The sequence below is a fragment of the Rhodococcus sp. 05-339-2 genome (assembly GCF_002258965.1).
GTDB lineage: Bacteria > Actinomycetota > Actinomycetes > Mycobacteriales > Mycobacteriaceae > Rhodococcoides.
Genome location: NZ_NOYW01000017.1, coordinates 18,140 through 33,215, shown reverse-complemented (window position 1 = coordinate 33,215; position 15,076 = coordinate 18,140). Strand labels below are relative to the sequence as shown.

At 65.7% G+C, this 15,076-nt stretch carries 13 protein-coding genes and 2 tRNA genes; 8 read left to right on the top strand and 7 right to left on the bottom strand.

Annotated elements, in window-relative coordinates:
• Positions 1-128 precede the first annotated feature (128 nt).
• Complete coding sequence (locus CH273_RS17850; protein ID WP_032393535.1) at positions 129-662, bottom strand: MarR family winged helix-turn-helix transcriptional regulator; 534 nt, start codon at positions 660-662, stop codon at positions 129-131.
• A 35-nt stretch (positions 663-697) separates the two neighbouring features.
• A complete protein-coding gene (locus CH273_RS17845; RefSeq protein WP_052049158.1) occupies positions 698-2,041 on the bottom strand; it encodes a DUF2254 domain-containing protein in 1,344 nt (447 codons plus the stop codon).
• A 105-nt stretch (positions 2,042-2,146) separates the two neighbouring features.
• On the opposite strand from CH273_RS17845, the gene CH273_RS17840 reads away from it, so the two are divergent.
• A tRNA-Cys gene (locus CH273_RS17840) sits at positions 2,147-2,217 on the top strand.
• A gap of 49 nt (positions 2,218-2,266) precedes the next feature.
• Here CH273_RS17840 and CH273_RS17835 read toward each other — a convergent pair.
• The 5 genes from CH273_RS17835 to CH273_RS17815 all read right to left on the bottom strand — a co-directional run bounded on the left by CH273_RS17835 (position 2,267) and on the right by CH273_RS17815 (position 5,566).
• Entirely contained in the window at positions 2,267-2,854 is a 588-nt protein-coding gene (locus CH273_RS17835; RefSeq protein WP_052049159.1) for a class I SAM-dependent DNA methyltransferase, read from the bottom strand.
• A gap of 14 nt (positions 2,855-2,868) precedes the next feature.
• Positions 2,869-3,762, bottom strand: a complete 894-nt coding sequence (locus CH273_RS17830; protein WP_032393506.1) for a hypothetical protein — start codon at positions 3,760-3,762, stop codon at positions 2,869-2,871.
• 60 nt (positions 3,763-3,822) lie between these two features.
• A tRNA-Arg gene (locus CH273_RS17825) sits at positions 3,823-3,895 on the bottom strand.
• Positions 3,896-3,962: 67 nt separating this feature from the next.
• Positions 3,963-4,685: a DUF305 domain-containing protein gene (locus CH273_RS17820; RefSeq protein ID WP_032393507.1), complete on the bottom strand. Its 723-nt coding sequence runs from the start codon at positions 4,683-4,685 to the stop codon at positions 3,963-3,965.
• Positions 4,685-5,566 (bottom strand): DUF3105 domain-containing protein, encoded by an 882-nt coding sequence (locus tag CH273_RS17815; protein WP_032393508.1) that lies wholly within the window; start codon positions 5,564-5,566, stop codon positions 4,685-4,687. The genes CH273_RS17820 and CH273_RS17815 overlap by 1 nt, the downstream gene beginning before the upstream one ends.
• Positions 5,567-5,797: 231 nt before the next feature.
• Here CH273_RS17815 and argS point away from each other — a divergent pair, with 231 nt between their 5' ends.
• From argS to rpmE, 7 genes are all read left to right on the top strand, one after another.
• Complete coding sequence (gene argS / locus CH273_RS17810) at positions 5,798-7,450, top strand: arginine--tRNA ligase (RefSeq protein WP_032393509.1); 1,653 nt, start codon at positions 5,798-5,800, stop codon at positions 7,448-7,450.
• Entirely contained in the window at positions 7,447-8,868 is a 1,422-nt protein-coding gene (gene lysA / locus CH273_RS17805) for a diaminopimelate decarboxylase (RefSeq protein WP_032393510.1), read from the top strand. Before argS ends, lysA begins: the two co-directional genes overlap by 4 nt.
• Entirely contained in the window at positions 8,865-10,166 is a 1,302-nt protein-coding gene (locus CH273_RS17800; protein ID WP_032393511.1) for a homoserine dehydrogenase, read from the top strand. Before lysA ends, CH273_RS17800 begins: the two co-directional genes overlap by 4 nt.
• Positions 10,163-11,230 carry a threonine synthase gene (gene thrC, locus CH273_RS17795; RefSeq protein ID WP_027497914.1) on the top strand — a complete coding sequence of 356 codons (1,068 nt, stop codon included), beginning with the start codon at positions 10,163-10,165 and terminating at the stop codon, positions 11,228-11,230. The genes CH273_RS17800 and thrC overlap by 4 nt, the downstream gene beginning before the upstream one ends.
• A gap of 19 nt (positions 11,231-11,249) precedes the next feature.
• Positions 11,250-12,182: a homoserine kinase gene (thrB, locus tag CH273_RS17790; RefSeq protein WP_032393512.1), complete on the top strand. Its 933-nt coding sequence runs from the start codon at positions 11,250-11,252 to the stop codon at positions 12,180-12,182.
• A 371-nt stretch (positions 12,183-12,553) separates the two neighbouring features.
• Positions 12,554-14,617, top strand: a complete 2,064-nt coding sequence (gene rho / locus CH273_RS17785) for a transcription termination factor Rho (RefSeq protein WP_032393513.1) — start codon at positions 12,554-12,556, stop codon at positions 14,615-14,617.
• Between the two features lie 198 nt (positions 14,618-14,815).
• Positions 14,816-15,049 (top strand): 50S ribosomal protein L31, encoded by a 234-nt coding sequence (gene rpmE, locus CH273_RS17780; RefSeq protein ID WP_008715081.1) that lies wholly within the window; start codon positions 14,816-14,818, stop codon positions 15,047-15,049.
• The last annotated feature ends 27 nt before the right edge of the window (positions 15,050-15,076 follow it).

The following is a 15,076-nucleotide window of genomic DNA, read 5'->3' as shown; positions in this document are numbered from 1 at the left end:
GGGTCGAGCTGCCCCAACACCAGCACCCCGCCCCGCCCTTCAGCAGATCGACTCCGCCCTGTTCCCAGTGCAATTGGACCACGAACGGTACGGGTGTGCCATTGTCTTGTGACGAGTCACCATCGAACTCAGAACGATGTGGTTATGTCATCACTGTCGAAATCGCCTGCATCCGAACGCAGTTCCGCCAGGATCCGAACGAGCGCCATCAACTTGTCACGCGCCAGCCCGGGGCGTGCGAACACCAGTGAGTTCAGGCGCTCGGTGGCCTCGACCGCCAACGTGCGTCCCTGCTCGGTGATTTCGACCAGCGTGGTGCGCCGATCGCTCGGATGCGGGATGCGTCGAACGTATCCCACCGACTCGAGCCTATCGACAGCGTTGGTCACGCTCGTGGGATGCACCTGCAGACGTGCGCTCGCCTTCGCCATCGGAAGAGCGCCGTTCTTGGTGAAGGTCAACAACGTCAGCAATTCGTAGCGCGAAAAGGTCAGCCCCGTCGGCTTCAACGCTTCCTCGACCCGTGCCAGCATGATCTGCTGCGCACGCATCAACGACGTCACTGCGGCCATACCGTCGGCGGCCTCGGACCAGCCGTGCTTGGTCCACTGGCGGTGTGCCTCTGCAATGGGATCGAGGGGAAGCGGGGACGGTGCTGGCATACCGACCATCCTCCCACGGTGCCCGCTTGCGGCGTCTACCGAATCACGACGCGAGGTACTGCGAGCGGAACTCGATCCGTGATCGCCACGCGGGCGAGCGAGATCCGCTCTCGGGCTTCGGCTGTGCGGGCGGTGTCGGTGTCGCCGGATGCCAGCGCGCGGTCCAGCAGGTCCAGCTGGGTCAGTACGGCATCGACGTTCTCGGAGGACTGTGCCGCGCGACCCACTCGTTCGGCCAGACGTATGCCTGCCTGCACCACCATGGGGCTGCCGGTGCCGTAGATCCGCACGGCATCGAGGGCATGGTCGATCAACGACGGAACGGCAACGCGGCGGGTGATCACCCGCACGGTGCCGTCGGAGCCGCGACGAGCACGAGAGGGCATGGGGCGCTGGACGACTGCGACGAGCCCGACCGTGAGATCGTCGATGGCATTGCGTGCCGTGTACGGATCGTTGACCCCCGTCGACAGAGCGCGTACCGCCATTTCGGTCATCTGCTCGACGGCGAAAGCGATGTCGTGTCGGGGTGTTCGACTGGTGCCGATGTCGAACGACCCTCGAACTCGTCCGATCGCGTCCGCCGAGATGTCTGCCGAGCGATCTGCCAGGACGTCGGCGAGCGGTTCACCGGCAACGACATGGTCACCGGGTACTCGATGAATGTCGATCAACGTGTCGGTGTCGGCAGCGATGTCCAACAAGCCGTTTTCGTCGATGTCGATGATCACCCCGGACTCCTCGGCCAACACCGTCGTGTAGACGGGCGGCTTGACGACGCCCTCCGCCGATGCCGCATCGGTGGGCTGCTCGCGTGGGTAGAGCGCGTCGACGGACTCGGACAGTTCGTCCCGGACGCGGGCGGACAGCGTCGCCACCTGGATCGACTGCGCGATGTGATGGATGAAGTAGACGAGCACACCCACGTCGACCACCGCGAGCGCAACGGCAACGTTGACGGCGATGTCCGGAACGAAGACCGACCCATCGGATTCGATCGAGCGAATCGACCGCAGCACCATCAGCGAGTACAGGAACGTGGCACCGAAGATTCCGAGCACCACCTGGTTGCCGCGATCGGCCATGAAGTTGCGCACCAGGCGGGGACCGTACGAGGAACTGGCGGTGGCGAGCACCGAGATGGTGATGGAGAACGACGTCGCGGCGACGCCGAGCATGGACCCGCCGATGGCACCGAGGATGTCGCGGCTGCCACTGGCACCCACGTGATAGAGCAGCGAGCCCGTCAGATCCACGCGGGTGTCCAGCAGGTAGCGATCGAGACTCACCAGAGCCTGCGCGAGCACGAGTGCGACAACTCCGAGGACGGCAGGGATGAACCAGAACGATTCCCGCAGCTTCGCTATGTGTTCCTTCATGACGCACAGTCTTCCCCTGGGCGTCCGAGCCAACCCTCGGGGTTCGAATCACGGCGATCGAAACTGTGGGCCGCGCCCACTCGATACGGCATCGTCATCGGTGATGCGGGTGTGGCCGAGTGGCTAGGCACCGGTCTGCAAAGCCGTTCACACGGGTTCGAATCCCGTCGCTCGCTCTGTTCGATCGAGGCCGACCAGCAATGGTCGGTCTCGATTCGTTTCGCCTCAGGCCAGCAGAGCGGGCTTGCGTGCCACGGTGACGGCCCAGTCCGCGTCGTCGTGCCAGGGCCGCAGATCCCAGGTCGCGAATCTGTGTTCGAGGACGAAGCCGGCCGCCACCAGATCCGCGTCGAGCATGTCGACGGTGTACTCCCGATCGGTCGCGAATCCGGCGACGAACACCCCGCCGTCGGTCAGGTGTGCCCAGATGCGTTCGAGCGCTGCGCGTTCGGTTCCGGGTTTCATGAAGACCAGTACGTTGCCCGCGGCCACGGCCGCGTCGAAGATCCGGCCGAGATCCAGCGTCGTCAGATCGGCAACGTGTACGTCGAGTTCGGAATGTGCGCGCGCTGCCTCGGCCAGAACCGGATCGAGATCCACTGCGGTCACCCGGTGTCCGCGTCGGGCCAACTCCGCGCCGAGTCGGCCGGTACCGCATCCGGCATCGAGAATGCTCGACGCGGGAGAGACCACCGCGTCGACCATGCGGGCCTCGCCGTGCAGATCCACGCCGCGCTCGGCCAGGCGGTCGAAACGCTCGATGTAGCGTGCGGAATCGTCTGCGGAGTTCTCGGCCTGCCAGCGTGTGGTCACCCCGTCAGGGTAGGTCAGCTCAGTTCCTCGAGGGCGGACTGGGCTTCGGCGACGCGAGCGCGGGCCGCGTCGAGTACCTCCGCCGTCGACTCCGCCTGCAGGACACTGGCCTCGTTTGCTTCTCGCGCGGCCTGCGCTGTGGCCCTGGCGGCCTCCAACTCGGCCTCGATTCGCTCTACTTCCGCTGCGGCACCGCGTAATTCGGACGCCGTTCGTTCGGTGTCGGCCCGGGCGTCCTCGGCTTCGGTTCGTGCGGCATCGAGATCGGATTCGGCCGATTCGAGTTCGGCGAGCAGCCGGTTCCGTTCGGCTTCGTCCGCTTCCTGCCGGTCGTCCTCGATCTCCGAAGACGGCGAGTCGGACTCGTCGGACTCGGCACCGTCATTCTCGTCGGGCGGGTCGGGAACGAGGGACAGCAGCGCAGGTCCGAAGCCGCTGTACGTTTCGGCCACTACGGTTCGGCCGGCACGCACGCGGTCGCGTATCTCGGCATCGGCCATCGCTGCGTTCAGGGTGTTGGAGATCTCGCGGGCAGCGTTGTCGCCGACGGTGGTCCCGGTCTCGCGTCCCAGCGAGACTGCACGATCGGTCAGGGCGCGTATCGAAGTGCTTCGAGCAGTGGACAATTCACGCAGCCGGGGGCCGTCGCCGCGCTGCTGGGCTCGTTCGAGTTGCTCGCCCAGATCGAACAGTTCGGCCAGAGCCGATTCGTCTCGCCGAGCGAGTGTGTTCACCAACCACGCCACGACCGTGGGCTTGCGGAGGGCACCGATGCGGGTGGCACCGGCTTTGTCGCCGGCCTTCTTGAAGCGGGAAACGTATGCGGTGCGGTGCGAGACGAAATCGGTGGGAGGGAGCGAATACAGATCGTCGACGACGGTGTCGATGTGGGGGAGATCCTCGGACATCGAAGTCCACCGTCTCGTTCGAGCAGCCACCGTACGACAGTGAACTGCGTGAAAGATGTGTGCCCCCGGCAGGATTCGAACCTGCGGCCTTTCGCTCCGGAGGCGAACGCTCTATCCCCTGAGCTACGGGGGCGCACCGGCGAACCGGTGTGCCTGTTGGGCTGTACGAAAGACTAGCGCATCCGGGACGCGAGTCGAAATCACCCCTCGGGCAGCGGCTGCGCACCCTTCTCGGCGAGCATCTGCTTCATCAGCGTCGACTCGCTGGTCTGGGTGGCAACCATGGACTTCGCCAGATTGATCACCGCAGGTGACTGCGCGTGCGTCTGCGCGTACTCCATCATCGCCAGGCCGCCCTCGTGGTGGCGCAACATGAGCTGGAGGAACATCACGTCGACGTCCGAGCCGGTGGCTTGGCGAAGCGCGGCGAGTTCGGCCGAACTGGCCATTCCCGGCATGGCGCGGGTGGGGTCAGAGGATCCGGGATCCATGGACATCCCGCCCATCGAGTGACCGTGCGAGTCGTCCTCGGCCATCCAGGTCATGTAGCCGTCGGTCGAGATCGGTGCTCGATCCCACAGGGCCAACCAGCCCTGCATCTGTCCCACCTGGTTCTGCTGCGAGGTCAGCATGTCGAACGCCAGGTTCTTGACGGCCTGATCGGAGGCGTTGGTCAGCGCCACCGCGGCCATCTCGATGGCCTGGTTGTGGTGCACGGTCATGTCCTGAGCAAAGCCGACATCGACCGAGTCCGCGGCCGGTGCACTGTCGTCGCCGCCCAGTGGACTCTGCACCAGGAAGCCCACGGCGAAGCCGATCGCGAGGACGGCTATCAGCGCAAGGGCCACCAGCGCGGTGCGCTGGCTCGGCTTGGTCGAGGACGTGGTGGCCTCCGCATTCTCGGTCGGTGTCGGTGCGGTCATCAGTTCGCGGGGATCTGGAGATCGCTGGGCAGCTGCATCCCGCCGGCGCCACCGGCCTCGCTGGCGTCGGGAGTGATCCCGGCACCGTCCATCGGCACCGCGTCCGCGCCGGGAGCGGAGGCATCGAACAGCGGCGGGTTGTCGGGATCGAAGCCGTCACCGCTGGTGTTCGGGACGGACGCGCAGCTGGCACCGACCTCCGGGTAGGCGAAGCGATTGAGTCGAAGTGCAGAGATGAACTGTCCGATGCGTTCGTCGTCCACGCTGTCCAGCTTGAGCTGGTGGCCCCACGACTGCAGCGAGACCGGGGAGTCGAGGCCGGGGTACGGCGACATCATCATCTGCGTTTCACCGTCGACGCGATCGGCCAGCGACTGGATCTGGTCCGCGTTCAGATCGTCGGGGTTGTAGGTGACCCAGACGGCACCGTGTTCGAGGGAGTGCACGGCATTCTCGGTGCGAATGGCCTCGGGATAGACGATTCCCGTGCAGGTGGCCCACACGGCATCGTGCGGTCCACCGAACGGCGGCGACTGGTCGTAGGCGACCCGCTGCGTGCGCCCGACGTGTAGAGCCGCGGGGTACTCCTGCACGGTCACACCCTCGATGCCCGTCGACGGATCCTGATTGGCCTCGCTGGGTGCGAACTTCTGCGCCTCGGCTCGGTCCTGGTACTTCGGATACAGATTGATCCCGAGGCCCGCTACGAGACCGACGACAACGACGACACCGGCAACCGTCAGCCAGGGAATCTGCCTGCCCGTGGCGGTGGGCACACCGCCCTTCTTCTTGCGAGCTGACTTCTTGTTGGCTGCATTGATGGCTTTGTCTGCCTTCGCAGCCGACTTGTTCTGACTGCCTTTGTCGGGACCCGTTGGCATCGCTGTAGTTGCTCTCTCAGTCGAGGAAAGGTGGTGGTCGGTTGCGCTGGTGCTACGTATCTGCTGGTGACGGCATCATTGGATGAGCGTCGGCGCAGAGCGTCCTCACTGTACGTTCTCTGCCTGAGAGCGTGCTCAGAGCCTGCGCGGACCGCGTCGGCCGAGGCTGCTCGCGGGCAGACGGGCAGTGGATGCGAGGACGCCGCGCACCAGCCAATAGGATAGCTACCTGTGACTCCCGCCGATCTTGCCGAACTGCTTCACGCGACCGCCGCGAAGGTGCTTGCCGACCGCGGCCTGGATGCATCCGTCCTGCCTGCGAAGCTGACCGTCGAGCGTCCCCGAAATCCCGAGCACGGCGACTACGCAACCAACGTGGCACTGCAGGTCGCGAAGAAGGCCGGAGCCAATCCCCGCGACTTCGCCGGCTGGCTCGCCGAGGCTCTCGCCGCCGACGCCGCCATCGCCGATGCCGACGTCGCAGGGCCCGGATTCCTGAACATCAGGCTGGCCGCCGCAGCGCAGGGCGAGATCGTCGCCCGCGTACTCGCCGCAGGTGCGGCATTCGGCAACGGTTCCACGATGGCAGGCAAGAAGGTCAACCTCGAGTTCGTTTCGGCCAACCCGACCGGCCCGGTGCACCTCGGTGGTACCCGGTGGGCCGCCGTCGGCGATGCACTCGGCCGCATCCTGACCGCCCACGGAGCAGAGGTCACCCGCGAGTACTTCTTCAACGATCACGGCGCTCAGATCGCGCGCTTCACTCACTCGCTCATCGCCGCAGCGAAGGGTGAGCCTGCACCCGACAACGGCTACGCGGGTGAGTACATCGCCGACATCGCAGCGCACGTGCTGGCCGAGCGACCCGACGCGCTCGCACTGGACACCGAGGCCAGGGAGGAGGCGTTCCGGTCCATCGGCACCGAGCTGATGTTCGATCGGATCAAGGCGAACCTGCACGAGTTCGGTGTCGACTTCGACGTCTACTTCCACGAGAACTCGCTCTTCGAGTCCGGGGCCGTCGACAAGTCGGTCGAATACCTCAAGACCTCGGGGAGCCTCTACGAGAAGGACGGGGCCTGGTGGCTGCGGTCCACCGACTTCGGTGACGACAAGGATCGCGTCGTCATCAAGAGCGACGGCAACGCCGCCTACATCGCCGGCGACATCGCCTACTTCCAGAACAAGCGGCAGCGCGGCTTCGACCTGTGCATCTACATGCTCGGAGCAGACCACCACGGGTACATCGGACGGCTCAAGGCGGCCGCGGCTGCGTTCGGAGACGACCCCGAGACCGTCGAGGTGCTCATCGGCCAGATGGTCAACCTCGTCCGCGACGGCGTGGCCGTGAAGATGAGCAAGCGTGCCGGAACCGTCATCACCCTCGACGACCTGGTCGAAGCCATCGGCGTCGATGCTTCCCGGTACGTGATGATCCGTTCGTCCGTCGACTCGAGCATCGACATCGACCTCGCGCTGTGGGCGAGCGCGAGCAACGAGAACCCGGTGTACTACGTCCAGTATGCCCACGCCCGCCTTGCCTCGCTCGCACGCAATGCCGCCGAACTGGGAATCAGCGCTCAGCAGCCGGATCTGAGCCTGCTCACCCATGAGCAGGAAGGCGAGTTGATCAGGACGATCGGCGAGTATCCACGAGTGGTGGCCAGCGCCGCCGAACTACGCGAACCACACCGGATCGCCCGCTACCTCGAGGAGCTGGCGGGGGCGTACCACCGCTTCTACGGTGCGTGTCGAGTACTTCCACAAGGAGACGAGGAGTCCGGACCTGTGAACACCGCACGACTGGCGTTGGGGAACGCGACCCGGCAGGTCCTGGCCAACGGCCTCGAACTGCTCGGCGTCAGCGCACCGGAGCGCATGTGAGCGCACATCCGGCAGGACCCAAACATGCCGATTCCCCCGCGAAAGAGTCGATGTCCCATCGCCCGGCCGACGCGTCGGAGATGACGACGCTGCCCGAGCAGGTGTGGCCCCGCAACGCCGAGCGCGGTGAGGACGGCACCGTCCGTCTCGCCGGAGTGTCGGTCACCGAGCTCGCAGAGCAGTACGGCACACCGTTGTTCGTCGTCGACGAAGACGACTTCCGTTCGCGCTGCCGTGAAATGGCGGCAGCGTTCGGGGCACCCGAACGAGTTCACTACGCCTCCAAGGCTTTCCTGTGCGGAGAGATCGCACGTTGGGTGGCCGACGAAGGACTCTCGCTCGACATCTGCTCCGGGGGAGAGTTGGCCATCGCGTTGGCTGCCGGATTCCCGGCCGATCGAATTGCCATGCACGGCAACAACAAATCGGTCGTCGAGCTCGAGGCGGGCGTGCGCGCAGGCGTCGAACATGTGGTACTCGACTCCAACATCGAGATCGATCGACTCGACGACGTCGCCGGAGCGGCCGGTGTGGTGCAGGACGTGCTGATCCGCATCACCGTCGGTGTCGAAGCGCATACGCACGAGTTCATCGCTACCGCGCACGAGGACCAGAAGTTCGGCTTCTCGCTCGCCGACGGCTCGGCGCTCGACGCCGTCCGGCGCGTGTTCGCTGCCGACAACCTTCGCCTCGTGGGACTGCACAGTCACATCGGTTCGCAGATATTCGAGGTCGACGGCTTCGAGCTGGCAGCGCACAAGGTCATCGGGCTGCTCCGAGACATCATCTCGGAGTTCGGCGTCGACAAGACCTCCCAGATCTCGACGCTGGATCTCGGTGGTGGCATGGGCATTTCGTACGTGCCGACCGACGACCCGCCGCCGGTGGAGCAGCTCGCGGCGAAGTTGACCGCCATCGTCGAGACGGAATCCGCCGCGGTGGGACTGCCTGTCCCGACGATCGCCGTCGAACCCGGCCGCGCCATCGCCGGACCGGGCACCGTCACGCTCTACGAGGTCGGCACCATCAAGGACGTCACCGTCGACAAGACGACGCGCAGGCGCTACATCAGCGTCGACGGCGGCATGAGCGACAACATCCGAACCTCGCTGTACCAGGCCGAATACGATTGCCGGCTGGTCTCGCGCACGAGCGAAGCCGAGGCGCTCGTGGCTCGGGTGGTCGGAAAGCATTGTGAGAGTGGCGACATCGTCATCAAGAACACGTGGATGCCGGCGGACGTCGGCCCGGGTGACCTGCTCGCGGTAGCGGCCACCGGGGCCTACTGCTACTCCATGTCCAGTCGCTACAACCTGCTGACGCGGCCCGCTGTGGTTGCGGTCAAGGACGGGCATTCGCGCCTGATCCTGCGGCGGGAAACCATCGAAGATCTGCTCAGCTTGGAGGTTCAGCCATGACATCGAAGCCGATAGGCGTCGCCGTACTCGGACTCGGAAACGTCGGCAGCGAGGTCGTTCGAATCCTCACCGAGAACGCCGAGGACTTCGAGGCGAGAATCGGTGCGCCACTCGAGATTCGGGGCATCGCTGTGCGTCGGGTCGACGGTGATCGTGGAGTTCCGCCCGAGCTGCTCACCGACGATCCGGCCGAACTCGTCGGCCGCGACGACGTCGACATCGTCGTCGAGGTGCTCGGTGGAATCGACATTCCCCGCAAGCTGGTGCTCTCTGCCCTGGAGAAGGGTAAGTCCGTCATCACGGCCAACAAGGCCCTGCTGGCCGAGTACACCGGAGAACTGGCCGACGCGGCCGAGAAGTCGCGCGCCGACCTGTATTTCGAGGCCGCCGTGGCCGGAGCGATTCCCGTGGTTCGCCCGCTGATGCAGTCACTCGCAGGTGACCGCGTGAACAAGGTCGCCGGCATCGTCAACGGCACCACCAACTTCATTCTCTCGGCCATGGACGAGACCGGAGCGGACTACGCCGAGACCCTCGCCGAGGCAGGGCGTCTGGGCTACGCCGAGGCCGACCCGACCGCCGACGTCGAAGGCTACGACGCTGCATCGAAGGCCGCCATCCTGGCGTCCATCGCGTTCCACACGCGGGTCACGGCCGGTGACGTCTACCGCGAGGGCATCAGCAAGATCACCGCGGACGATCTCGAGACCGCGAAATCCCTGGACTGCACCATCAAACTGCTGGCCATCTGCGAGCGAATCGTCACGCCCAAGGGCAAGGAGCGAATCTCCGCTCGGGTCTACCCAGCGCTCGTTCCGCTGAACCACCCGTTGGCAGCGGTGAACGGTGCGTTCAACGCCGTGGTCGTCGAAGCGGAGGCGGCCGGCCGCCTGATGTTCTACGGCCAGGGTGCAGGCGGTGCGCCGACCGCGTCCGCGGTACTCGGCGACCTGGTGATGGCCGCTCGCAACAAGTTCTACGGCGGACGGGGCCCACTCGAATCCAAGTACGCCAAGCTCAAGGTGGCCCCCATGGGTGACATCCTCACTCGCTACTACGTCAGCATGCAGGTCGCAGACAAGCCAGGTGTTCTCGCCACGGTGGCGGCCGAGTTCTCCAAACGCGACGTCAGCATTTCCACGGTGCGTCAGCAGGGCTCGGGTGACGGAGCCAGGCTCGTCGTCGTCACGCACCTCGCGGCCGATTCCGCACTGTCCGACACCGTTGCATCCCTCGAGCAGCTCGACGTCGTCGTCAACGTCGCCAGCGTTCTCCGATTGGAAGGCACCACCGTATGAGCGTCCACACCCCCTGGCCCGGTCTGATCGAGGCATACCGCTCCCGTCTGGCGATCGGCCCGGATTGGAAGACCGTCACGCTGCGCGAGGGCGGAACGCCGTTGTTGCCTGCCGGGCACCTGTCCGAACTGACCGGGTGCACAGTGCATCTGAAGGTCGAGGGTCTCAACCCCACCGGTTCCTTCAAGGACCGAGGGATGACCATGGCCGTCACCGACGCGCTCGCCCGAGGCCAGGAAGCCGTTCTCTGCGCCTCTACCGGCAACACCTCGGCCTCCGCGGCAGCGTACGCGGCCAAGGCCGGAATGAGCTGTGCCGTACTGGTTCCGCAGGGCAAGATCGCCATGGGCAAGCTCGCTCAGGCAGTCATGCACGGAGCCAAGATCATCCAGGTGCAGGGCAACTTCGACGATTGCCTCGAACTGGCCCGCAAGACGACGGCCGAGTTCCCGACCATCGGCTTGGTCAACTCCGTCAACCCCGTCCGCATCGAAGGGCAGAAGACCGCAGCCTTCGAGATCTGCGACGCCCTCGGCGACGCACCGGACATCCACGCACTGCCGGTCGGCAACGCGGGAAACATCACCGCGTACTGGCGTGGCTACTCGGAGTACTTCCGTGACGGTCTCACCACGCGCAAGCCGCGGATGCTCGGAGTCCAGGCCGCGGGCGCGGCTCCTCTGGTTCACGGTGCGCCGGTGAAGGATCCGGAAACGATCGCCACCGCAATCCGGATCGGTTCGCCCGCGTCCTGGAACGGTGCCGTCAATGCCAAGGAAGAGTCGAACGGAGCATTCCGCGCGGCGACCGACGAGGAGATCCTCGAGGCGTACCGGTTGATCGCGAAGACCGAAGGTGTGTTCGTCGAGCCCGCCTCCGCGGCCAGTGTCGCCGGACTCCTGGCAGCTCGAAAGGAAGGCTGGCTGGAGCCGGGCCTGACCGTCGTGTGCACGGTCACCGGAAACGGCCTCAAGGATCCCGACACTGCGCTGTCGGGAATGCCTGTCGTAGAGCCGATTTCGGTCGATCCCGTCGCTGTCGCGGCTGCGCTCGAGCTGGCCTGAGTTGACGGAATCTCCGGCCATGACGACGACACTGCCCATCGGGCTGACGGTCACCGCGCGCGTCCCGGCGTCGAGTGCCAACATCGGGCCCGGATTCGACAGTCTCGGAATCGCTTTGGGGCTGTACGACGAGATCGAGGTCAAGACCACCGCGTCGGGACTTCGGATTCACGTCGACGGTGAAGGTTCGGCGGACGTGCCGTGGGGCCCGACGCATCTGGTGGTGCGCGCCATCGAGCGGGGACTCGAAGCGGCCGGAGTGTGGGCCGACGGCCTGGATGTGCACTGCCGCAACGCAATTCCCCATTCGAGGGGGCTCGGATCCTCGGCGTCGGCTGTGGTCGGGGGCCTGGCGGCTGCCAATGCGCTGGCTGCGAAGGTGGATCGGTCGCTCGCGCTGTCGGAGGGCCAGCTCGTCCAGCTGTCGTCGGAATTCGAGGGTCATCCCGACAACGCGTCCGCGAGTTGCCTCGGCGGTGCGGTCGTGTCGTGGAGCGAACCGCCCAATGCCAGTGTGACGGCGCGCAAGTACGCGGCCGTTCGGCTCGAGGTGCACCCGAGCATCAAGGTCGTCGTGCTCGTACCGTCCGAGCGCTCGTCGACGTCGCACACCCGGGGACTGTTGCCCGAGTTGGTGCCCCATCGCGACGCGGCCTTCAATGTCAGCCGAAGTGCACTCGCGGTGGTGGCGCTGACCGAGCGTCCGGATCTGTTGATGTCCGCGACGGAGGACCTGCTGCATCAAGGTCAGCGTGCTCAGGCGCTGCCAGACACCACGCGCTGGATCGCCACCTTGCGCGCGCGGTCCATCGCAGCCGTGGTGTCCGGCGCGGGCCCGACGGTCATGGCGCTGTGCACCGACGAGTTTCCGGCCGATCTGCGCGAGGCCGCGTCGGCCGAGGGGTGGCGAGTGCTCGACCTCGACGTGGCCGACGGAGTCACCGTCGCGTGACGAACACCGAGTAGGGTTCTTGCCGAGTGGGGACAACGGCGCTATGGTGAACCCTGTCCGTACATCGTGCGCTTCAGACGCCGGTTTCGTCAGGGCAATCAGGTCGCTGTATTCGGGGGATTCAAACGTCCGAGTGATGTGACGCTCCTGACTCGATCCTCCCCGTGGTTCTCTGCGGTCGAGGATCGATGGTGTCGTCGACGGAGTGCGTCGAACATGAACGGCAATATCCGAGTTCGGCAGAACGCCGAACTGCGGAACGAACCCTCGGCTGCGCATCGAGCGAGCGAGGGAAGGAAAGGACCTCCGTGACCGATACGGAACTTATCTCTGCGCCCGAAACGTCACGCCGACGTGCAGGCCTGTCCGGAATGGTTCTCACCGAGCTGCGCAGCCTCGCTGGTGAACTGGGCATCAAGAGCATTTCCGGCATGCGCAAGGGCGATCTGATCGCTGCGATCTCCGAGCGTCAGTCGGGCAGTGCACCGGCCAAGTCGGACGCGCCGAAATCCGATGCACCGAAGTCCGACGCACCGAGGTCGCGTCGTGCCGCTGCATCCGCGCCTGCCGTCGAAGATCGGCCTGCAGTGGAGGCGGCACCGAAGCAGTCGACTCCCGAAGCGCCGTCCGCGGACGCACCCGTGACGCAACCGGGCGATGCTGCCGATTCCGCCCCCGAGACGGGTCGCCGCACCCGCGGCCGTCGGGCCGCGGGTCGCCGCGCAGGTGCCCCCGATCAACTGCCACTCGACGACAGCAACGATTCGGCCGGATCCGCTCCCGCGGCCGCCGATTCGGCTGCAGCAGCGCCGCAGGCCGAGAAGTCGGACGAGACCGGGGACAACGCCGCCACCGAGCGCCCCCGTCGCAGTCGCGGCGAACGCAACCGCCAGGACGGGTCGGAGCGCGAACCGCGTGACGCCGACGGCAACCGCGACAACGCCAACCGTGACTCCGGAAGCCGGAATCAAGGCGACCGGGACGGCTCCAACCGCGAGAACGGCAACCGAGACAACGGAAACCGCAATCAGGGTGATCGGGACAATTCCAACCGTGACGGCGGCGGGCGCAATCAGGGCGGGCGCAATCGCAATCAGGGCGACGGTCGCAACGACAACCGCAACGAGGATCGCAACAACGGCCCGCGCGACAACCGCGACAACAACCAGGACGACGACGGCGAAGGCCGCGGACGTCGGGGACGTCGGTTCCGCGAACGCCGTCGCGGTCGCGACCGTGGCGACGGCAACGACGGTGGCCGCGAGCGCGACACCGAGATCCGCGAGGACGACGTTCTTCAGCCGGTAGCCGGCATTCTCGACGTTCTCGACAACTACGCGTTCGTCCGGACCTCCGGCTACCTCGCCGGACCGAACGACGTCTACGTCTCCATGAACCTCGTCCGCAAGAACGGCCTTCGACGCGGCGACGCGGTCACCGGTGCGGTTCGCGTGGCACGCGAAGGTGAGCAGTCGAGCCAGCGGCAGAAGTTCAATCCGCTCGTGCGACTGGACACCGTCAACGGGGGAGAGGTCGAGGCCGCGCGCAAGCGTCCGGAATTTGGCAAGCTCACCCCGCTGTACCCCAATCAGCGACTGCGCCTCGAGACGCAGCAGAACATCCTGACCACGCGCATCATCGACCTGGTGATGCCGATCGGCAAGGGCCAGCGCGCACTCATCGTCAGCCCGCCCAAGGCAGGTAAGACGAGCGTTCTGCAAGCCATCGCCAACGCGATCGCGATCAACAACCCCGAGTGCTACCTGATGGTCATCCTCGTCGACGAGCGTCCCGAGGAAGTGACGGACATGCAGCGCTCCGTCAAGGGCGAGGTCATCGCCTCGACGTTCGACCGGCCGCCGGGCGACCACACCGCGGTGGCCGAGTTGGCGATCGAGCGGGCCAAGCGTCTGGTCGAGGCCGGCCAGGACGTGGTGGTTCTGCTCGACTCGATCACTCGTCTGGGACGTGCGTACAACAACAGCTCGCCCGCATCGGGCCGAATCCTGTCCGGTGGTGTCGACTCGACCGCGCTGTACCCGCCGAAGCGATTCCTCGGTGCGGCTCGAAACATCGAGCACGGCGGATCGTTGACGATCATCGCCACGGCCATGGTCGAAACCGGATCCACCGGTGACACCGTGATCTTCGAAGAGTTCAAGGGCACCGGTAACGCCGAGCTCAAGCTCGATCGCAAGATCGCCGAACGCCGCGTGTTCCCGGCAGTGGACATCAACCCGTCGAGCACCCGCCACGACGAGCTGCTCCTTGCTCCCGACGAGGCTGCCGTCGTGCACAAGCTGCGCCGCGTGTTGTCCGGACTGGACTCGCATCAGGCCATCGACCTGCTGGTCGACCGTTTGAAGAAGAGCAAGAACAACCTCGAGTTCCTGATGGAAGTCTCCAAGACTGCGCCGGGCGGGGCGAACGACTGACGGTTGTTCCCCGGACGTCGCGTCCGGGGAACAAGCCGACAGGTGCGCGCGTTGTAAGGATCTGTCGGCACAGAAGTACCGGCGATTAGCAGGTCAGATGCACGCTCTGGCATAATCAACGGCCGAGTCCGGTTCCGGTTCACGTCTTCGATCGGCGAAGACGACCCGGCGACCACTAGAGAGAACGGTAAGGACACCATGAAGGCAGGAATTCACCCCGACTACACACTGACGACAGTCGTCTGTGGTTGCGGCAATACTTTCGAGACCCGAAGCACCACCGACAAAGAGCGCATCAGCGTCGAGGTCTGCTCGCAGTGCCACCCCTTCTACACCGGCAAGCAGAAGATTCTCGACACCGGCGGCCGCGTCGCTCGCTTCGAGGCTCGCTACGGCAAGCGCGCCGGCAAGAAGGCCGACGCAGACAGCTAGCTGTTTCGCCGACGCCCGTCCTGTGCA